Annotated in this window: 17 protein-coding genes; 2 read left to right on the top strand and 15 right to left on the bottom strand. The window is 65.2% G+C overall.

All coding sequences use genetic code 11. The features are described from left to right. Position 1 precedes the first annotated feature (1 nt). The 11 genes from IEW81_RS01715 to recO form a co-directional block, all read right to left on the bottom strand. Entirely contained in the window at positions 2–949 is a 948-nt protein-coding gene (locus IEW81_RS01715; RefSeq protein ID WP_143544666.1) for a putative endonuclease domain-containing protein, read from the bottom strand. A 226-nt stretch (positions 950–1,175) separates the two neighbouring features. Next, positions 1,176–2,561, bottom strand: coding sequence for a glycine--tRNA ligase (locus IEW81_RS01720; protein ID WP_097060797.1), 1,386 nt, complete (start codon positions 2,559–2,561; stop codon positions 1,176–1,178). A 102-nt stretch (positions 2,562–2,663) separates the two neighbouring features. Then, positions 2,664–3,707 carry an aminotransferase class V-fold PLP-dependent enzyme gene (locus tag IEW81_RS01725; protein ID WP_097060796.1) on the bottom strand — a complete coding sequence of 348 codons (1,044 nt, stop codon included), beginning with the start codon at positions 3,705–3,707 and terminating at the stop codon, positions 2,664–2,666. 63 nt (positions 3,708–3,770) lie between these two features. Then, on the bottom strand, positions 3,771–4,829 hold the full coding sequence (locus IEW81_RS01730) for a Gfo/Idh/MocA family protein (protein ID WP_097060795.1): 1,059 nt from the start codon (positions 4,827–4,829) through the stop codon (positions 3,771–3,773). A 9-nt stretch (positions 4,830–4,838) separates the two neighbouring features. Further along, positions 4,839–5,987: a cysteine desulfurase family protein gene (locus IEW81_RS01735; RefSeq protein WP_097060794.1), complete on the bottom strand. Its 1,149-nt coding sequence runs from the start codon at positions 5,985–5,987 to the stop codon at positions 4,839–4,841. Further along, positions 5,984–6,832 carry a carboxylating nicotinate-nucleotide diphosphorylase gene (nadC, locus tag IEW81_RS01740; RefSeq protein ID WP_097060793.1) on the bottom strand — a complete coding sequence of 283 codons (849 nt, stop codon included), beginning with the start codon at positions 6,830–6,832 and terminating at the stop codon, positions 5,984–5,986. Before nadC ends, IEW81_RS01735 begins: the two co-directional genes overlap by 4 nt. Beyond that, positions 6,829–8,367, bottom strand: a complete 1,539-nt coding sequence (gene nadB / locus IEW81_RS01745; protein WP_097060792.1) for an L-aspartate oxidase — start codon at positions 8,365–8,367, stop codon at positions 6,829–6,831. Before nadB ends, nadC begins: the two co-directional genes overlap by 4 nt. After that, positions 8,367–9,647 carry a quinolinate synthase NadA gene (nadA, locus tag IEW81_RS01750; RefSeq protein ID WP_373285377.1) on the bottom strand — a complete coding sequence of 427 codons (1,281 nt, stop codon included), beginning with the start codon at positions 9,645–9,647 and terminating at the stop codon, positions 8,367–8,369. The genes nadB and nadA overlap by 1 nt, the downstream gene beginning before the upstream one ends. Next, on the bottom strand, positions 9,631–10,344 hold the full coding sequence (locus IEW81_RS01755) for an NUDIX hydrolase (protein ID WP_097060790.1): 714 nt from the start codon (positions 10,342–10,344) through the stop codon (positions 9,631–9,633). Before IEW81_RS01755 ends, nadA begins: the two co-directional genes overlap by 17 nt. Before the next feature lie 257 nt (positions 10,345–10,601). Next, positions 10,602–11,405: an isoprenyl transferase gene (locus tag IEW81_RS01760; RefSeq protein WP_097060789.1), complete on the bottom strand. Its 804-nt coding sequence runs from the start codon at positions 11,403–11,405 to the stop codon at positions 10,602–10,604. Next, positions 11,402–12,163 carry a DNA repair protein RecO gene (recO, locus tag IEW81_RS01765; RefSeq protein WP_097060788.1) on the bottom strand — a complete coding sequence of 254 codons (762 nt, stop codon included), beginning with the start codon at positions 12,161–12,163 and terminating at the stop codon, positions 11,402–11,404. The genes IEW81_RS01760 and recO overlap by 4 nt, the downstream gene beginning before the upstream one ends. Before the next feature lie 132 nt (positions 12,164–12,295). Here recO and IEW81_RS01770 point away from each other — a divergent pair, with 132 nt between their 5' ends. Beyond that, entirely contained in the window at positions 12,296–12,952 is a 657-nt protein-coding gene (locus tag IEW81_RS01770) for a trimeric intracellular cation channel family protein (RefSeq protein ID WP_097060787.1), read from the top strand. 139 nt (positions 12,953–13,091) lie between these two features. Here IEW81_RS01770 and leuA read toward each other — a convergent pair whose 3' ends face one another. The 3 genes from leuA to IEW81_RS01785 all read right to left on the bottom strand — a co-directional run bounded on the left by leuA (position 13,092) and on the right by IEW81_RS01785 (position 18,789). Beyond that, entirely contained in the window at positions 13,092–14,852 is a 1,761-nt protein-coding gene (gene leuA, locus IEW81_RS01775) for a 2-isopropylmalate synthase (protein ID WP_097060786.1), read from the bottom strand. A 143-nt stretch (positions 14,853–14,995) separates the two neighbouring features. Further along, entirely contained in the window at positions 14,996–17,449 is a 2,454-nt protein-coding gene (locus IEW81_RS01780) for a bifunctional lysylphosphatidylglycerol flippase/synthetase MprF (RefSeq protein ID WP_143544665.1), read from the bottom strand. Further along, positions 17,446–18,789, bottom strand: coding sequence for an alpha/beta hydrolase (locus tag IEW81_RS01785; protein WP_097060784.1), 1,344 nt, complete (start codon positions 18,787–18,789; stop codon positions 17,446–17,448). The genes IEW81_RS01780 and IEW81_RS01785 overlap by 4 nt, the downstream gene beginning before the upstream one ends. Before the next feature lie 545 nt (positions 18,790–19,334). Between IEW81_RS01785 and IEW81_RS01790 the strand changes: the two genes are divergently transcribed. Next, positions 19,335–19,937, top strand: coding sequence for a hypothetical protein (locus IEW81_RS01790; RefSeq protein ID WP_097060783.1), 603 nt, complete (start codon positions 19,335–19,337; stop codon positions 19,935–19,937). A 6-nt stretch (positions 19,938–19,943) separates the two neighbouring features. Here the strand turns inward: IEW81_RS01790 and era are convergent, their stop codons facing one another. After that, the gene (gene era / locus IEW81_RS01795; RefSeq protein ID WP_097060782.1) at positions 19,944–20,849 is read right to left on the bottom strand and encodes a GTPase Era; all 906 of its coding nucleotides are present in this window, start codon (positions 20,847–20,849) and stop codon (positions 19,944–19,946) included. Between the last annotated feature and the right edge of the window lies 1 nt (position 20,850).

Consider the following 20,850-nt stretch of genomic DNA (forward strand, 5'->3'; position numbering starts at 1 on the left):
TTCAGGAACTGCCGCGAAAGCGACCGTACCTGCCGCGCTGTTGCGGGGCGCCTGACGCCCTGATCGCTGGAGTTCCTGAATTTCCGAAAGACGGGGGTGCGTGTGACGCCACCGCGAGTTCAACCGCGTGCAAAAAGTGACCCCAGTTGGTGAAGACCATATTGGCGCTCACCGCCATCGCGTGAAAGCCGGCGATCGTGATATCTATCGCCTTGAGGTGGTCTTTCTCGAAAGTCGCGGCGTGAAATTCCCTGCCGTCGATCTCGAGCCCGACAGTCCCGTCTATCACCATGTCGATCCGCTGGGAGCCCAAAGGAACCTGGATGGTGACCGTGTAGCCCGCAAGACGGAGCCGAGTACGTGTCAGGCTCTCGGGAAGGCTCTCGCATGCCCCGTCCACCCAGCCACGCACCCACGACTTGCTTTTCGGAAGACCAAGAAAGACCCGCTCTAGGTCGATTTCGTCCAGCAATCCGGAGTGCACGGCCCAATCGAGCGCGGCGACGGCAGTCTCGAGCTCTTCGTCCAGCACCACGCGGATGAGAGCGTCAACGGCAGATACGCTCCACGCCGCTCCCCGCTCGCTCAGCTCTGGGGCGTCCCAGTGCACGTGAACTCCGCGCGCAGCGGCAAGCGGGCGCCTCCGGTTCCACTGGTTGCGCAACCTTGCCGAATTGCGCGGGACCGACACCTGCAAGCGGGGGTTTGCGAGAACCCAGCCGCCCCAGTCCTGTATCGCGGAGATTCCCGTCAGCCTGCCGCCCACTCTCGCTGCGCGCACGCGAGGCTCTGCCTCGTCGACTGTCGTGTACCAGCCCTGACGAGCGCGCACCGCGGTTCCATCACGGACCGCCCGCGTGAGGTCGAGGTCGCGCGCGCCTCTCGATACGAGTTGCTGCTTTTGGGCAAGGCCGCCGAGGAGATGGATCAGTTGTGCGATGTCAACCATCGCCACAGCATCACGGTGGCATTCGCGACTGCGGAGATGCCAGACAAAGCCGTGGAAATCTTCCAGATCCCCCCGCAGTGGAGGAGCCGCGACTTTCGGAAATTCAGGAATAAGCACCGTTGCGCCCGCAGCAGCCCGCAGCAGACGGCGGATCACCAGCGCGGCCGCCGCCGACTTCCTGAATTTCCGAAAGGCGGATGGGGAGTGGAGTTCGGGGCGAGGGCTTTTAGGCCCCGATGAGCTGCGCAGCGAGGTAGGCGCGCAGGCCCTCGAGCGGGATGCGTTCCTGGGCCATGGTGTCGCGCTCGCGCACGGTCACAGCGTTGTCATCGAGCGAGTCGAAGTCGACCGTGACGCAGAACGGCGTTCCGATCTCGTCCTGTCGGCGATAACGGCGACCGATGGCCCCAGCATCGTCGAAGTCAACGTTCCACAGCTTGCGAAGGTCAGCGGCAACGTTACGGGCCAGCGGCGAGAGCTGCTCATTGCGCGACAGCGGGAGGACGGCGACTTTCACTGGGGCAAGCCTTCGGTCGAGGCGCAGCACCGTGCGCTTGTCGATACCGCCCTTGGCGTTGGGGGCCTCGTCTTCGGCGTAGGCGTCGATGAGGAACGCCATGAGCGCCCGGGTGAGGCCGAACGCAGGCTCGATGACATAGGGAATCCAGCGCTCATCTTTCGCCTGGTCGAAGTAGGAGAGGTCAGCGCCGGAGCCTTCCGAGTGGGTGCGCAGGTCGTAGTCTGTGCGGTTGGCGACGCCCATGAGTTCGCCCCACTCGCTGCCCGCGAAACGGAACCGGTATTCGATGTCGACGGTGCGCTTCGAGTAGTGCGACAGCTTCTCCTGCGGGTGCTCGAATAACCGCAGGTTCTCCGGGTTGATCCCCAGGTCGGTGTACCAGCGCATGGATTCATCGATCCAGTACTGGTGCCACTCTTCGTCCGTACCCGGCTCGACAAAGAACTCCATCTCCATCTGCTCGAATTCGCGGGTTCGGAAGATGAAGTTTCCGGGGGTGATCTCGTTGCGGAACGACTTTCCGACCTGCCCGATGCCGAACGGCGGCTTCATCCGCGAAGCACCCATCACGTTGGCGAAGTTCGTGAATATTCCCTGCGCGGTCTCGGGACGCAGGTAGTGCATCCCTTCCTCGTTGTCGACGGGGCCGAGGTAGGTTTTGAGCATTCCCGAGAAGTTCTGCGGTTCGGTCCATGATCCGGGCTGGCCGGTGTCAGGGTCGCGAATATCGGCAAAACCGTTGGCCGGCGGATGACCGTGCTTCTCCTCATACGCTTCGAGGAGGTGGTCGGCGCGGTATCGCTTGTGCGTGTGCAGCGACTCGACCAGCGGGTCGGAGAACACCTCGACGTGGCCAGAGACCTCCCACACCCGACGAGGAAGGATCACGGCAGAGTCGATTCCGACAACATCGTCGCGACCCTGCACGACGGTCTGCCACCACTGCTTTTTGATGTTCTCTTTGAGGGCCGTGCCCAGGGGTCCGTAGTCCCAGGCGGACCGCGAGCCACCGTAGATCTCTCCGGACTGGAAGACGAATCCTCGTCGCTTAGCGAGGTTGATAACGGCGTCGATCTTGCTGGGCGTTGCCACGGTGTAACTCTCCTTCGGCCTGCCCGCACAGGCGCGGCATGCTATCAGTCAGCCGAGCTGGATGCCCGGTTGGCGAAGCGTCCAGCCTACCGGTGCGGCCAGCTACCGCAGCGCGTGGAGCACAGCATCGACGTCGCCCTCGGTATTCCAGAGATGGAAGGATGCCCTAAGCCGGCCCGCCCGCCCCGATGCCCTGATTCCTGCGCCGAGCAGTTTCTGCAGGTCTGCACCCGAGGCATCCGGCCAGCTGACTATCGCCTGGTGCTGCTGCGGAATTCCGAGGCCGTCACACAGCGCGTCGCCAAGCCCGCTCGCGCGCGCCCAGACCTCGTTTATATCGAGCCCGTCGAAGAGCGCGATCGACTGTTCAGCGCCGATCCATGCCTGCCAGGCCGGCGACACGTCGAATCGCCTCGCGGTCGACGCCAGTGACATCGATGGACCGTAGCAGCTCTTCCAGACATCGTCGCCGGCATACCAGCCGGCGTGAAGCGGCGTCAGCAGCGCGTCGAACCTGGTGGACAGGGTCAGGAATGCGACCCCCCGCGGCGCGCATAACCACTTGTACGTGTGGCATACCGTGGCGTCGAAGAGCGACGCATCCACCGGCAGCACACCGGCTCCCTGCGTGGTGTCGCACATCGTGTAGGTGCCATGCCGTGCGGCCGCGGCGTTGATCGACGCGATGTCGGCAACGACTCCCCTGGATGACTGCACGAGGGAGAACACGACCAGCCAGGTTTCATCCGTTATGGCATCGGCCAGGGCTTCGAGCGCTACAGGGCGCACTGTGATGTCTGGCCGTTGGAGGAAGGGGAACACGATCGACGAGAAATCGCCGTCGACGCACAGCACCTCGGCACCGGGGGGTACCGCGGCCGCGATGAGCGACGTCAGCACCGAGGTCTGGGAACCCTGCGCGACGCGATCCGGATGCACGCCCACAAGGGACGCGTACGATGCCCGAGTGCGTTCGATCACCGCGTCGTAACCCTGCGGATCCCGGTCGGCGAGACTCCACGCCTCGAGATCAGCTGTCAGGGCATCGACCGCCTGGCGGGGAGGCAGTCCTATGGATGCCACGGCCAGGTAGCCGCGCGGGTCACCGAAGCTCTCGATCGCCGACTGGAGGGATGCTGAGGTCATGCCCCAGCATCCCGCGTGCGGCCAGCGGCGGGCAAGTGCCGCCCTCGCGACTCTGGACTGGCGCTAGACCGACGCCGCTGCGGAGAGGGCATGAGCCCGCTCGATGATGCGTACGACCTCGAGGGCCTCCTTCGGGTCGACGGGTGACGGCGCACCCTCGAGGATGCTGGCGGCAACTCCCGCGTAGAAGTCTGGATAGGCGCCGCGCTCGGTAGGGGTGGGCTCCAGGTCGTCGGCCACGCCGATGAGGCCCCACTCCGCTTCCGGAGTGACACCGTAGCCGTCGGACCCCGGCCAGCGCTGCTCTTTGAGGAACGGCTCCTGGTTGTCGAGGCCGTTCACCGAGTACGACGATTCAGAGCCGAGCACCCTGAAGCGCGGGCCGGTTTGACCGGCGGCGCGACTCATCGTCAGGTGCGAGCGCACGCCACTGTCGTGCAGCAGCGAGATGAACGCGTCGTCGTCGCTCACTCCCCCGTCACGCACGACCGTGAGCTCGGCAGCATCGACGGTCGCCGGGCCGAACAGTTGCAGTGCCTGGTCGATCAGGTGGCTGCCCAGGTCATAGGTGATGCCGGCACCCTGCTCGGGGGTGGTGGAATCCTGCCAGCGGTCGCGCAACGCGCCTCCCCAGCGCTCGAACGTCGACTCGAAGCGATGGATGTCACCGAGCGCACCCTCGACGAGCAGTCGCCTGATCGTCAGGAAGTCTCCATCCCACCGGCGGTTCTGGAACACGGCGAGCAGCTTCCCGGCATCCTCGGCGGCGGCGATGAGCTGCTTCGCGTCGGTGACCGTGGGCACGAAGGGCTTGTCGATGACGACGTTCGCGCCCGCTTCGAATGCGGCAAGAGCCTGCTCGAGATGTACATGTGCCGGTGAGGCGAGAATCACCAGGTCGAGGTCGGCAGCGCGCGCCAGCAGCTCGTCGGGGCTCCCGACGATCTCGGCGCCGGGGTGCTGGGCTGTGGCCTGTGCCGCCCGGTCAGGGCTGCCGGTCGAGATCAGGTCGAGCCGGAACGCCGGGTTCGTCGCGATGAACGGAGCGTGGAACACCCGGCCCGACAGGCCGAAGCCGATGATGCCGGTGCGGATGGGGTTGGGATTGTGCGTGGTAGGCATTCAGCAAGCCTAGCCAAAGAGGGATGAGGCGAGCGTACCGACGGTCGCAGACGCCCCAGCCAGGTGCCTCGCGGCCTCCCGCAGCTGTTCGGCGGTGATGGTCGAATCCATGCTGAATCTCACGGCCGTCTGCGCGACCTCCCGGTCGATTCCCATGGCCAGCAGCACATGCGAGGGCTCGTCGCTGCCGACGGCACATGCCGAGCCCGCCGAGCAGACCACACCGCGCCGGCCGAGTTCGAGCAGGATCGACTCGCCGCTCGTGCCCGGGAAGCAGAAGGAAGCGTTGGATGCCAGACGCCCCTGCCGCGGACCGGTGAGCTGCGACCCCGCCACCGTGTCGAGCACCTCGGTGATGAAGTCGTCGCGCAGGGCGGTGACCCGATCCGCATCGGCTACGCGAGTGCTCTCGCTGAGTCGGATTGCCGCTGCGAGCCCGACGATCCCGGCAACATTCTCGGTGCCGGACCGGCGATCGCGCTCCTGGCCACCACCGTGCAGGAGTGGCTCCAGGGCGACCCTGCGGCGCAGATACAGTGCGCCGATTCCCTTGGGTGCACCGAGTTTATGACCGGAGATGCTGATGGCGTCCGCGCCGAGACTGCGCAGGTCGATCCATGCAGCGCCCTGCACGGCGTCGGTGTGCATGACCGCTCCAACGCTGTGAGTGAGCGAAGCGATCTCGCGGACGGGTTGGACAGCGCCCACCTCGTTGTTTGCGAGCATGATGCTGACGAGGGTGGTGTCGGGCCTGAGCAGTGCGGCCACCTCATCCGCGTCGACAATTCCTAACCCGTCGACTCCGACCACAGTGGTCTCGAACCGATGGAACCGTTCAAGATACGCGCACGACTCCCGCACCGCCTCGTGCTCCACCGCCGAGATGATGAGATGCCTGCCCCGGGGGTTGGCGAGCGCCATGCCCTTGATCGCGAGATTATCGGATTCGGTTCCGCCTGACGTGAAGACGATCTCGGACGGCCTTCCGCCGAACAGGTCGGCGACGGTGGCCCTGGCATCCTTCACCGCAACCGCGGCCGACTCGCCCAGTTCGTGATGACTGGACGGGTTGCCGAAATCACCGCTGAAGTAGGGCCACATCGCCTCGAGCACTTCTCGACGCACCGCGGTCGTGGCCGAAGCATCGAGGTAGATCACGTGATGGCCATGTCAAGCCCGAGGTCGAGGGCCCGAACGCTGTGGGTCAGTGCACCCACGGAGATCACGTCGACGCCGCACCTCGCGATCTCGCCAACGGTGTCGAGATCGACCCCTCCGCTGGCCTCCACGAGCGCTCGACCAGCCACGATGGCGACACCCTCGCGTAGCTGGGCCGGGCTGAAGTTGTCGAGCATGATGGTGTCGACCCCGGCTGCCACGACGGGCTCGATCTGTTCGATACGGTCGACCTCGACCTCGAGGTGGGTCGTGTGCCCCAACCGCTGCCTGGCTGCGCGGATGGCATCCCCGATCGGGATGCCCGCCTGCTGCAGGATCGCGAGGTGGTTGTCTTTGGCGAGCGCGGCATCTGAGAGCGAGTAGCGGTGGTTGTGACCACCACCGTCACGTACGGCCTTCCGTTCGAGCATCCTGAGCCCCGGAGTCGTTTTGCGGGTGTCGACGATGCGCGCCGGAGTGCCAGCCACGGCCTGCACGTAGCGGGTCGTCAGCGTCGCGATCCCGGTCATGCGCTGGCAGAGGTTGAGCGCAATCCGCTCGGCCCGCAACACTCCGCGAGCGGTGCCGTCGACACGTGCGAGCACGTCACCAATTTCGAACGAGACACCATCATCGGCGAGCAACTCGATGACGGCACCGGCGTCGACCAGCTCGAACACTCTCGCAAACACCTCGATGCCGCTCAGCACACCCGGCTCCCGCGCCACGAGGCTCGCCTGTGCGCGTGCGGATTCCGGCAGGAATGCCTCGGAGGTGATGTCGCCCCAGGGCGCATCTTCCTCCAGCGCGCGGCGGATGATGTCGTCGACCACATCTGGATTCACTGGATAGCCTCTGCTTTCACTCGTGCACTCATGGAGCCAACACAGTCGAAGGAGCTGGCATATTGACCTGAAGCATCCGGGAAGTCTCTGCGCCAATGTGCTCCGCGGGACTCTTCACGGCGCAGGGCAGCCCGCACGACGAACCACGCGAGATCCAGCAGGTTACGGGTCTCCAGATCATGGATCGACTCGCCCGGCACGGTCCACCGCGTGAGCTGGCTCGCCGCTGCCTCGAGGCCTTCCGCGGATCGCTCGATGCCCACGAGATCCCACATGAGTCGCTGCAACTCCGCGCGTTCGACGGGCTGCGTGCCAGTGGTGGGGTCGATCACCGTCACGTCCCGCCGATCGGGCGCGGGCCACGGCTCACCCAGCACCTCGGTGGCACGCCAAGCGAACACGAGAGATTCGAGCAGCGAATTAGATGCGAGCCTGTTCGCGCCATGAACACCCGTGCACGCGACCTCGCCGACCGCGAACAGCCCTTCCAGCGACGTACGCCCGTAGGCGTCCGTGCGAATTCCCCCCATCCAGTAGTGCGCCGCGGGCGTCACGGGGATCGGAGTTGTCGCCCAGTCGAAACCGTTAGCCGTGCACGACCGGTCAATACCGGGGAAGCGCTGCTCAAGGAACTCGCGGCCGAGGGATGTGGCATCCAGCAGCACGGGGCGACCGCCCTGTGCCGCCATCGCCGACGCGATTCCCCGGGCCACGACGTCACGCGGGGCAAGCTCGCCGTCGGGGTGCACGTCGAACATGAAGCGGCGTCCGGCCTCATCCAGCAATGCTGCACCCTCGCCACGCACAGCCTCAGAGACCAGCGGGGTGCCAGCAACGGCGAGCGCCGTCGGATGGAACTGGTAAAACTCGAGATCGGCGAGCTCGACGCCAGCACGGAGCGCCGCAGCCGTGCCATCACCGGTCGCGACCAGCGGATTCGTCGTGTGAGTGTAAAGCTGCCCGGCACCACCACTGGCGAGAATCACGATGTCTGCAGCGATCACGCGACGGTCACCGTCGGGATCGACGACCTCGATGCCGCTGACCCGGCGCTCGGGACCGCTGTCGTCGATCACGAGGTCCCGCATGAAGGTGTTTTCGTGCACTTCGAGGGCGAGGTGTCGCACCGCAGCAACCAGCGCTGTCTCGATCACCAGCCCCGTGGCATCCCCACCGGCATGGATGACGCGTCGCGCGGAATGCGCCGCCTCATGCCCGCGCTCGAGTTCCCCATTGATGCGGTCGAACTCCACGCCCAGCGCGATCAGGTCGCGAACCCGACCCGGACCCTCCGCGCACAGGATGTCCACCGTTGTGGCATCGCACAGTCCGTCGCCTGCCCGCACGGTATCTGCGGCATGCGCCTCGGGGCTGTCATCGGGGAAAAGCGCCGCCGCGATGCCACCCTGGGCGTATTTCGTGTTGCTCTCGCCGAGATCCGCTTTGGTCACCAGCACCACGTCATGCTCGGCGCTCGCACGATAGGCGGCGATCAGTCCGGCAATTCCGGTGCCGACGATGACGATCCTGGCCATCAGGCCACGACCGGGGTGGCGGCAGGCCGTACAGCGAGCATGCGCTCAAGGGCCACACGGGCGCCGGTGGCGACATCTGCCGGCACTGAGATCTGGTTGATGACCTCGCCTCGCACGAGCCCCTCGAGCACCCAGGCGAGGTAGCCGGGATGGATGCGGTACATCGTCGAGCACGGGCAGATCACGGGATCGAGGCAGAAGATCCGGTGTTGCGGATACTCCGCCGCCAGCCGGTTGACCATGTTGATCTCGGTGCCGATGGCGAAAGTCGTCGGTTCGGTTGCCGCGGCGACAGCTTTCCGGATGTAGTCGGTCGATCCCGCCTCATCTGCTGCATCGACGACGGCCATCGGACATTCCGGATGCACGATCACCCTGACCCCGACGTGCGCCGCTCGCGCCGCCTCGATCTGCGCGACCGTGAAACGCTTGTGCACGCTGCAGAATCCGTGCCAGAGGATGACCTTCGCGTCGAGGACATCGCTCCCGGCATTACCGCCGAGTGGCTTATGCGGGTTCCACATCGGCATGAGTTCGACGGGGATTCCCATCGCCTTCGCGGTGTTGCGCCCCAGGTGCTGGTCGGGGAAGAACAGCACGCGCTGCCCGCGTTCGAACGCCCACTCCAGCACGGTTGCCGCATTCGAACTCGTGCAGACGATTCCGCCATTGCGGCCGCAAAAATCTTTCAGCGCCGCCGACGAATTCATATAGGTGACGGGGATGATCGGAACCCTGCCTGCGGCATCCGGCGCTGTGCCGTAGACCTCGGCCAACTGCTCCCAGCAATCCTCCACCGAATCGATGTCGGCCATATCGGCCATCGAACAGCCCGCTGCAAGGTTCGGGAGGATGACGGCCTGGCCCGGCTTCGCGAGGATATCCGCCGTTTCAGCCATGAAGTGCACACCGCAGAAGATGATCGCCTCGGCGTCGGGCACAGTCTGGGCGGCGTTGGCGAGTTGGAAGGAATCCCCCAGGAAGTCGGCGTGCTGCACGACCTCGTCACGCTGGTAGAAGTGTCCGAGCACAACCGCGCGGCTTCCGAGAAGCTGTTTGGCCGCACGGATGCGTTCGTTCAGTTGATCATTCGATGCGTGCTGGTATTCCAGCGGTAACTGGCCCTGGCGAGGTGACCCTGTCGGGATCACGTCGCCCATCGACGAACCGGGTCCGTAGCCGGGCGTTCCGAGGTCCAGGGTCCACGGACCCTCGGCAAGTTCGGGGGCACAGCTCTCCCCCGGGGCGCTCCGGATGATGGCGTCAACTGATGGCACGATTACTCCCTGTCTTCTCTCGGCTGATGGGGCCGTTGTCGACCACCTCGATGGTCTGGTTGTAGCGATAGAGCTTCGGCGGGCGATGACGCCCGCCAGAGACCACCGCTCCCGTCGGAACAAGCGTCGATGCGACCTGGCGTCGGAAATTCGCGGGATCCAGCGGACGACGCAGCACGGCCTCGTGCACCTCACGCAGGTCGGTGAGGGTGAAAGTCTCGCCGAGGAATGCCTGGGCTATACGGCTGTACTCGAGCTTGGTTCGCAGTCGCCACAGCGCGTAGTCGATGATCACGTTGTGATCGAAGGCGAGCTCGGGCAGGTCATCGGCCGGGAACCACCGCACGTTCTCGCCCTCAGTCGCCCGCTCGGCCTGGTCTGCGCGCACGAGCGCCCAGTAGACGATGGAGACGACGCGACCGGAGGGCGAGCGGTCCACATTACCGAAGGCATACAGCTGTTCGAGGTACGTCGGCTCGAGGGCTGTGGTCTCGAGCAGGTTGCGGGATGCGGCATCCGCCAGCCCCTCCTCGGCGCGCACCCACCCACCGGGCAGTGCCCAGCGTCCGCCGAACGGCTCGGTGATGCGGCGCACGAGCGGGATCCAGAGCGCGCCGAGCCCTGACTCGGCGTCGGAGCGCAGCGCGAAAATGACCGTAGACACGGCCAGCGGAATCCCGTCTCGCGGTGAGGCTGCCATCGTGTATCCCCTCAGTAAAGGTCTTTATGACCTGAAGAGAGTGTAACACTTCGGGTCAGCCTGACCAAAAGACTGAGGGCGGCTTCACAGCCACGCCCGCACTTCCCACCGCCCCGCCCCCCTTTCGGAAATTCAGGAACTGCGCAGCCGCGCGGCGACGCGCGCCGCCAGGCTCCGGCTTTCGGATTCGGCGAGACCGCGACACTTCCTGAATTTCCAACGTCAGGGGGTCGCGGACAGGTCGAGCGGCTCCCGCCTCAGGCAGTCGGGGTGTCGATCGCGCCACCGAATCGGCGGTTGCGATTCGCGTACGTCATGATTCCCTGCCAGAGATCTTCACGCGTGAAATCAGGCCAGAGCGTGTCGAGAAACACCATCTCGGCGTATGCGCTCTGCCACAGCATGAAGTTGCTCGTGCGCTGCTCCCCCGAGCTGCGCAGGAACAGGTCGACATCGGGCAGGTCGGGCACGTACAGATGCTTCTGGATGGTTTTCTCCGAGATCCCGGACGGCTTAAGCCGCCCCGCCGCAACCTCATCCGCAAGCGCCCGAACGGCGTCCGTGATCTCGTTGCGCCCGCCGTAGTTGATGCACATCGTGAGCGTCAGGGTCGAGTTCTGCGCCGTGAGTCGTTCGGCGAACTGCAGTTCATTGATGACCGAGCCCCACAGCCGCGGGCGGCGCCCGGCCCAGCGGATTCGCACCCCCCACTCGTTGAGCTGGTCGCGCCGGCGGTGCAGCACGTCACGGTTGTAGCCCATCAGGAATCGAACCTCGTCGGGCGAGCGCTTCCAGTTCTCGGTGGAGAACGCATAAACACTCAGGTGCTTGACCCCGACCTGAATCGCTCCGGCCACCACCTCCAGCAGGCTTGCCTCGCCAGCCTTGTGGCCCTCGATGCGTGTGAGGCCTCGAGCGTTGGCCCAGCGACCGTTGCCATCCATGACGATCGCGATATGTTCGGGCACAGCTTTGCGTGGGAACGCCGGCGGTTGGATACCCGTCCAGTCGATGGGGCGAAACTCGACCGCATCCTTGTGGGTCTTCCCGACGGGACTCATGCCGTGCGGCCGATCCGGGCGGGCCCGGCGTCGGTGGAACGATCGACGTGCTGCAGCGAACGCAGCGATCGCTCGAGATGGAACTGCGCATACGCCGCGACAACACCGCTCGCCTGGTTGCGTGCGCGATCGTCCGCCGCCTCGGCGGCCTCCCACCGGCCCTCGATAAGTGCACCGAGAAGGTCCAGGGTGTCGAGGTCGAGCCGCGGAGCGCCGGGAGGGGCGACCTCGTCTGCGACGACCCCACCCAGCTGTGCGACGAAGACCGTGTGAGGTCCGGGCGCGCCGGTGACGGCGCAGTCTTCGAAACTGGGCGCCCATCCCGCGATCGACAGCGACCGCAACAGGTACGAGTCGAGGGTAAGGCTCGGGTGGTGCTCCCGCCGTGCGAGCGAACGCAGGGCCCCCACCAGCAGGAGGTATTGCTGCAGGCTGCCATCATCATCCGTGATCTTGTCGGCCGTCTCGATCATGGCGCTTGCCGCGGTGTAGCTCGCATAGTCGTCAGCTATCTCCGCGCCGTACGACCCGAGGGACTCTGCCTGCTGGATGATGTCGAGGCTCCGACCGACGTAACACTGCACGTCGGCGACCATCATCGGCTCCAGTCGTGCGCCGAACTTCGACGCCGTGCGACGAACTCCCTTGGCTACGGCGCGGATCTTGCCGTGCTGCCGAGAGAGCATCGTCACGATGCGATCGGCTTCACCCAGTTTGTGGGTGCGCAGCACAACGGCTTCGTCACGGTAGGTCGGCACACCACGATTATCCTCTCCTCCACCGTCAGTTTCTGGATGCCCGGCCGACAGGCTCGACGGATCCGCTCGACAGCAACGGCGAACCGGTGGTGCCGCAGCAGGCGGTCACGCTCGCCATGGTACGAATAGAGCGTGACTCCCACGTTCGTGATCCCCCTGTGGGCCGACCTGCTCGCCATCGGCATCGGAGCGGCGCAGGGTGCGCTGTTCGCTGCCCAGTTCCGGGACCGCAGGCTCGACCTGCTCGGCGTCGCCATCATCGGCGTCGCAACCGGCTTCGGCGGAGGAATCCTGCGCGATGTGCTGCTGGCACAGGTGCCTGCAGCCCTGACCAGCAACTGGTACCTGATCGTGGCGACCGGCGCCGCCCTCATGGGCATGCTGCTCGAGCGTCTCATCTCCCGGCTGGGTCCGCTCGTCACCGTGCTCGACGCGCTCACCATCGGGCTCTTCGGCGCGATCGGTACGACGAAGGCACTGGCGATCGGTCTTCCGGAGGTACCGGCGATCTTCGTCGGCGTGCTGTCGGCCGTGGGCGGCTCGATCCTGCGCGACCTGCTCCTGAACCGGCCGATCGCGCTGATGCACGTCGGTTCGCTCTACGCCCTGGCTGCCGTGGCGGGCACCGGCACACTCACGCTGCTGCTGCGGCTCGACGTCGACGTGTTTCTCGCCGCATCGTCGTGCGTCGCCCTGACCTTCGGCGTCCGAATTCTCGCGGTGCTGTTCAACTGGACGCTGCCGGAACAGCGCGCCATCGAAAAGATGCCGCGCATCCGCCGTCGTTGACCCCCCGACCGCGATCCCTTTCGGAAATTCAGGAACTCAGCGCGATCTCGTCCCGGGGAACCGCGTAGTACGCCGTCCGATGTCGGACTTCCTGAATTTCCGAAAGGTGGGCACGCACGCGCGCCAACCTCGCTCGGATCTAGGCGCTCACGAGGTCGCGGTCGCCTGCGTCCATGCGCACAGCGCGATTGACCGCAGAGACGACGGCCTTGAGGGATGCCGTCGAGATGTCGGCATCGATGCCCACGCCCCAGAGGCGCTTGCCGTTGACGTTCAGCTCGACATAAGCGGCCGCGAGAGCGTCACCTCCGGCAGACAGCGCGTGCTCCACGTAGTCGTAGAGCTTCACGTCGACGCCGTGCTCAGCCATGATGCCGAGGAAAGCCGCGATCGGACCGTTGCCCGTACCGGCAGCGGGAGCGGAGGTGTCTCCGACGCGCAACGTGACATCGAGCCTTGTCGAGCCCGCGAGGTCGCTCGCGGTCGCGGTGGAGTGCAGTTCGAAGCGCCCCCACTTGTTGTCCGCGTGGTGCGCTGGCAGGTACTCGTCGTGGAAGATCTCCCAGATCTGATCGCTGGTAACCTCGCCACCCTCTGCGTCCGTCTTCGCCTGAACGACACCGCTGAACTCGATCTGGAGCTTGCGCGGGAGGTCGAGCGCGTGGTCCGCCTTCAGCAGGTAGGCCACCCCTCCCTTGCCGCTCTGCGAGTTAACGCGCACGACGGCCTCGTAGCCGCGGCCGAGGTCTTTCGGGTCGATCGGCAGGTACGGCACCGCCCAGAGCAGCTCATCGACGGAGACGCCCTGCGCCGCAGCATCCGCCTGCATCGCTTCAAAGCCCTTCTTGATGGCGTCCTGGTGCGATCCGCTGAAAGCGGTGTAGACGAGGTCACCCGCCCAGGGGCTTCGCTCGTGCACCGGTAACTGGTTGCAGTACTCGGCTGTTCGCTTGACCTCGTCGAGGTCGCTGAAGTCGATCTGCGGGTCGATGCCCTGCGTGAACAGGTTGATTCCGAGCGCGACGAGGTCGACGTTTCCCGTGCGCTCACCATTGCCGAACAGGCAGCCTTCGATGCGGTCAGCGCCAGCCAGGTAGCCGAGCTCAGCGGCGGCGACTGCCGTACCCCGGTCGTTGTGCGGGTGCAGGGAGATAATCACATTCGCGCGGTGGTTCAGGTGCCGCGACATCCACTCGATGGAGTCGGCGTAGACATTCGGCGACGCCATCTCGACCGTCGCCGGCAGATTGATGATGACCTTGCGATCCGGGGTCGGCTCCAGCACCTCGAGCACCTCGTTGCAGACCTCGAGCGCGAAATCCAGCTCGGTTCCGGTGAAGCTCTCGGGAGAGTACTCGTAGAAGATCTCGGTGCCGTCAGCGATGGATTCCGCGGCCCTGCAGAGTCGCGCACCGTTCAGGGCAAGGTCGATGATGCCCTGCTTATCCGTGCGGAACACCACGTCGCGCTGCAGCACGCTCGTGGAGTTGTACAGGTGCACGATCGCCTGCTTCGCACCGATGAGCGATTCGTAGGTGCGGTTGATTAGCTCGCCACGGGCCTGCGTGAGAACCTGGATGCGCACGTCGTCCGGGATGAGGTTCTCGTCGATCAGGGTGCGCACGAAATCGAAATCAGTCTGGCTCGCGGAGGGGAAACCGACCTCGATATCTTTGTAACCCATCCTCACAAGCAGGTCGAACATGATGCGTTTGCGCTCCGGGCTCATCGGATCTATGAGTGCCTGGTTGCCGTCGCGCAGATCAACGGCGCACCAGCGGGGCGCGACCGTCGTCGTCTTCGACGGCCAGCTTCGGTCGGGCAGGTCGATGCCCAGGGTGTCGCGGTACGGCCGGTACTTGTGGATCGGCATTGCGGACGGAGTTTGTGTGTTCTTCATGGTCCCTTAGCTCTTTCGTCTGATTGAGGAGTCAGCCCACGGCGCTTTGTGACAGCGCGGTCTCCGCGACGAGTGAGGCCTGAAGCTAGGACTCGTCGCGGCAGCTAAGAAGGAGCAGACCGAACACAACAAGAGAATACCACTCAACGAAGGCCGCGGACGAGTGCCGTCGACTCCCGGAGCGTGAGTTCAGGCAGATAGCAACGTGCGATTGCCACCGCCATCGCCGGGAGCGACATGGCGTCAGGGTAGGCAAGGTACAGCGGGACCAGCCGCGGCTGAAACTTCTGCTTGAAATTGAGGAGCGACCGAAAGCCGTAAACGGGTTCGAGTGACGTGCCGAGCATCCCGAGGACACGGTCGAGCGGCGACGACTTCTCGTCGGTGGGTGCCACCGCGAGCGGTGCACCCGAGAGACTGAGGAAGTCGAGACCGTCGAGCTGTGCTCGGACGGCAGCTTCGGCAATCACAAACTCCATGACTCCATTCATGCCGTCGGCGCGCCTGCGCATGAAGTCGAGAGTCCTGCCTGTAATTACGCCATCGGTCCAGGTTGGCAGCCAGCTCGTCACCGCCTGCACAGTGCCAGCCCCGTCGGCCGCGATCCCGAGCAACACGTCCGGATCGCGCAATTCCTCGAGGCCGCCGAGCGTGAAGCCAAGCTCTGGTAATTTCTTCTCCACTACCCACAGTTCCGAAATCTCGGCGACCTGGTTTGCGGTGTGCGTCGACAGTTCACGCCAGGTGCTCCAGCTCACCTTCACTCCCTCACGCGCTGCGCGGTTGACAGACGAGCGCACGTCCTGCCATTTCTTTCCCGTCATCTTCCACGTGGCTGGATCGATGACCGTCTCCTCCGCGACAACCGTGGTTGACCAGCCAAGTTCGGTGAGCAGGCGCGCCCATCGCTCGTGGACTCCGTAGAACGCGGGAGTCCACGCGTTCGAGTCACAGAAGGTGATGAAGGCCCCGATCGCCTCTCTGGGATCCAGCGGCTCGCCTACCGGCGCGCTCGTGGTCACCGCGCAACCGTTTACGACGCGATAGGCGATGGCCATGCTGCGCTCCGAGTTGAACCAGTAGCTGTTGCCAGCCCACGTGCCCGGGAACGACATCGATCCGCCTGCGGAGCGTTCGAGTGCGAGAAACTCGGCCCTCTCACTTGCCGAGGAGCCAGCGGACCTGCTTTCGCGCAGCAACACGACGACAGCCACCAGCAATGCCGTCCAGAGCAGGGGACCCACGCCGTGGTAGAGCAGGCGAGAGGCGAGACCTGTCGGTACAAAGTCCCGCAATTCGGCGTCCAGAAATGACACGGGGATGAAGCGTTCGGGCAAATCTGCGAGGAGATCACCGAATCCGACGGTCGGGTTGAATTGACCGGCGAGCAGCGATCCGCCAAGCAAATAGCCACCGGACGCCACTGCGACCGCGATAACAACGATGCTCAGGAATCGGCGCGCAGCCTTCGCCCGCGGCTGACGCGGGAAGTGCCGACGCTGGGACAGAACGATCAGGGCGAAGAGCACCGGCAACACTGCATTGGCCGCGATCCACACTCCGAACTCTGGTGACTGCCCCGCCCGTAGCGCAGCATGAGAGGCTGAACCGATCACAGGCACAATGCCGAAATAGAAGCCGGCGAGGACCCCATTGGCCGCGGCAATCGCTGACACGACATAGATCGCGGCCCGGCGACCATGCAGAAGTCCGTACGCACCTATCAGCATTATCGCGAGGGGCAGCAACGCCAGCACCACGACCGAGGCGCCCTGGCCAGAGTGGGATTCCCACTGTTCGTAGCAGGCGCGTGCGGGGCCGGAGACTGCGCACGGCTCCCCCCCGCTGCGCGACGGCGGCATGACTGCGGTGGTGAAAGCGCCGAGTGGCGACAGAAATCCGAACCGAGCGTGCGAAACGAGTGTGATGACAGGGCCCAACGCGAACACGACTGCGGCGGCCGCCAACAACACCCTGGTCTCGTGATGCGAGCTCGTCCAGCGCTCCACACGCAGACGCCGCCTGGTCAGGAGGGAACCGAGCAGCAGCCCGACCAGCGCGGCGAGCAACCGATACAGATCCGACGGCTGCCCCGAATAGAGCAGGAACACGACAGTAGACCCCACGACCATGAAACGGAGTCGACGACGCCAGAGCACCGAGGCGAATGCGCTCGCGACGGCCACAGTACCCACGATGGGGCTCAGTGGGTCGAGCGTGACCACACCGCGCACCGCATCCGCCCAGTACTCCCCAGCGAACACGCCGAGCGACTCGATGCCAAGTCCCAGGGTGGATGCAGCAACTCCCGTCACCGCGAAAGCGAGAACCGTGCGGGCTGTGCCCATCAAACGCTCGGCCGCTCCGACCCCGACGGCGGCAGCCCCGAGGACGATCAGGAGTTGAGCCAGGTTGTCGACAAAAAAATCGGTCGTGATGAACGACCACCACTCATGGCGACCGAGAGCCGCGAGATCCGCACCGACGAGTCGCCTCACTGCGGAAGACGGCCCATTCACCGGACCGGTCACGACTGCAACCGTGAGCAGCACAGCGAGGAGCGCAGCGGTGAAGGGGGTACGCCGTAGTCTTCTCACGATGCGGGCCTCGATAACCCCATCTGGGCGTAGATAGCGGGCATTCCGTGCTCAAACGCATATCGAACCGTGGACCAGTCATGCGCGGTTCCGGGCGAGGTCAGCACTGTACTCTGCATCCCCGCCAGCTGTGCTGCGGCCGCGATAGTCGCGATCCGGGGCATGTACCTCGAATCGAGGGAGCCGGCCGCAAAGATCGCCACCGTGTCGCGGTACGGGGACTCGCGGGAAAGGATCGCGAGTGGCTTAGCCCGGTCGTAGGCCGCGGAATTACCGCCGAACCCGCGGGCGATCGTCTGCTCGGGGCTGCCCGCCTTCGGTTCGAGTTCACCGGAAATATCCATGATCGAGCCGAAGATCTCCGGATGCCCAGCTCCGAGTTGGATCGCGCACGTACCGCCCTGTGAGAACCCGCCGACACCCCACCCGGTGGCGGCCGACTGCACGTCGAGGTTCGCCCGGATCCACGTCGGAACATCGTTTGTCAGGTAGGTGGCGGAGTTGCCAGCGGCGGAGTCGACGCACATCGGGTTGATAGTTGGCGCGCTGAGTTGGTCAGGTACGACCACGATCGGCGCGAGCCCATCGTGCTCGGCCGCAATGGCATCCATGATCTTGTCGAGGTGGCCCGCCAGGAAGACGTCCTCCGGGCTGCCCGGCTGCCCCGACATCATCACGAGCACGGGCAGTGCCGGCGGGTGCGGGACGAGCGCGGCCGGCGGCAGATAGACGAGGGCATCGCGGGCAGCGAAGTGCGACACGCTTGCCGGAATGGTCACGGCGCCGACGATGCCGCGCGCGGCAATGCCCGCCGGCGCCGCCCAGGTCTTCCATAACTCGTGCTCGCTGGCGGAATCCGTGCCTGCCCCTGCACGCTGAAGCGCGAGGTCAACTGCCGGCAGTGGCGCGAACGAGCTGGTACCCAGCATGCTCCCGACGGTCGTGTACTGGCCGAAGTCTGCATTGACGCCGAGCCCGCCGAGAAGCGCGAACAACACAATGGATGCAACCGCTCCGGCCCGTCGCCGAATCCGCACCGCGCGCAGATTGGCTATCGCGAGCGCCATCCCCGCACAGGCGATCGCAACCCACGCCCGTGAAGTGGGACTCAGTTGCACGTCGAAAGCGTTCATAAGGTCGCCGACAACCCAGCAGGCGAGCAGGCCCAGGCCGGCCCCTGCCAGGAGAGCGATGAGGACGGTGACCGCCCAGCGGCTTCGCGGCCTTCCGCGTGGCGCCCTGCGGATAATCAGTCCAGCGGCGGCGAGCACCGCTAGCACGACGACAACGATGGGAATCGGCCCGCCAATTACTCGGATGTCCGAGAGGAACGCATCCACTTATTCTCCTCAGGCCGGCGCGGACACCAGTATCCACTCGGGATGCGAGCTGATCGTTCATTCACATTCCATGTACCGTCAACACACGGCCAACACACGGCTCCCGCGCAGAGTGGGCCCATAGTCGGCGCCGCTTCCCTGAGACTGGCGAGGCCAGCCGTCACAATGCTGGCGATTCGCCAGACGAACCATTCGATGTGCCCCTATTTCGACGCCAGACGTGCAAAGATTCCTCCTCGGCCCTCGAGCTCCCCGGCGGTTTCCTGGACCCGGACAACGGCGCCTCGCACTGGTTCGCGATCACGCATGAAGGCGCAGCCCTCGACCAGATCCACGACGCCGCCTACTGCGTCACGCCTACTGGGTCACGCCTACTGGGTCACGCCCGTTGTCGATCAACGACGCTTCGACACGCGGTTTCCCCCCACGCGCCCCCCGCGCCCCGGATGGACAGGTGACAATCTTCGATGGAGGCGATCCCGACGCTCGAAGTCCCCCAAACGTTGGGTAGTACATGGGGAGTCGCACTGAGGATACTGGGACGCATGAAGCCACGCAGCACCATCCTGTTACCGGTCGTCCTCGCGGCGACTCTCGCGCTCACCGCCTGCGCCGGTGGAGCGACACCGGGAGACCAACCCCCGTCTCCGGTCGACGTTGTCGGCCAGGGCACCGTCATCCAGGTCGGCGAGGCCGCCCCCGAGTTCTGCCTCGGCGCCATAGCCGCGTCGTACCCGCCTCAGTGCTCGGGCCCGGAACTCATCGGGTGGGAATGGACTGCGAACGAAGGCTCCGAGACCGCGAACGATGTGACCTGGGGCGCGTACGCGGTCTTCGGCAATTGGGACGGTACCGCTCTCACCGTAGACAGCGCCGTCATGCTCGCCCTTTACGACACCATGCCCGCCGTCGACCTGCTTGTCGACGAGGCGAACGCGGGATCGTCGAGCGAACAACAGCTTGCAGACATCCAGGCCGAGATCTTCGACACTGCTCCGGTCGAGGTGCTCTCGAGCTTCGCGAAGAACGGATACCTGTTCGTGCAGGTCGTCCATGATGATGGCTCTGTCCAGGCATGGGCCGATCAGACCTATGGTGCAGGTGTCGTCGCGGTGCGCTCGGCCCTGCAGGCTCTGACCGAGGGTTAGTGACGTCTAGAACCCGAGCCGACCCAGCTGCTTCGCGTCTCGCTGCCACTCCTTGGCGACCTTGACGCGCATCGACAGGAACACCTGGCGCCCCAGGAGCTTTTCAATCTGCACGCGAGCCCTGGCACCGACCTCCTGCAGCCGCTGCCCCTGGTGCCCGATGATGATGCCCTTTTGGCTGTCGCGCTCCACGAACAGGTTTGCGTAGATCTCGAGCAGGTCTTTCGACTCGCTCTCGATCATGTCGTCGATCGTGACCGCTATCGAGTGCGGCAGCTCGTCGGTGACGCCCTCGAGCGCGGCCTCGCGGATGAGTTCGCTGATGCGCGACTCCGTCGTCTCGTCGGTGACTGCGCCCTCCGGATACAGCGCCTGCGACGCGGGCATGAGCCTGACCAGTTCCGTCGCAAGAATGTCGAGCTGCGTCTTGTCGAATGACGAGATCGGGATGATCGCATCCCAGTCGCGCAGTTCGCTGACGGCCTGCAGCTGCTGGGCCACACCCGGCCGCGACGACGCATCGATCTTGGTGACGATGGCCACCTTTTTCGCCCTCGGGAACGAATCGAGCTGCTCGTTGATGTAGCGGTCGCCAGGACCGATCTTCTCGTTGGCAGGCAGGCACAGCCCGATCACGTCGACCTCGCCGAGTGTCTCCTGCACGATGCTGTTCAGCCGCTCGCCCAGCAGCGTACGTGGCCTGTGCATCCCGGGGGTATCGACGATGATCAGTTGCCCATCGCTGCGATGAACGATGCCCCGGATGGCACGGCGGGTGGTCTGCGGCTTCGACGAGGTGATCGCCACCTTCTCCCCCACCAGGGCGTTGGTCAGCGTGGACTTCCCCACGTTGGGTCGCCCCACGAAGGAGACGAACCCCGCACGGAATGCTGCGTCATCGGTCTTGGCCACG

This window comes from Salinibacterium xinjiangense, assembly GCF_014645015.1.
Classification (GTDB): domain Bacteria; phylum Actinomycetota; class Actinomycetes; order Actinomycetales; family Microbacteriaceae; genus Rhodoglobus; species Rhodoglobus xinjiangensis.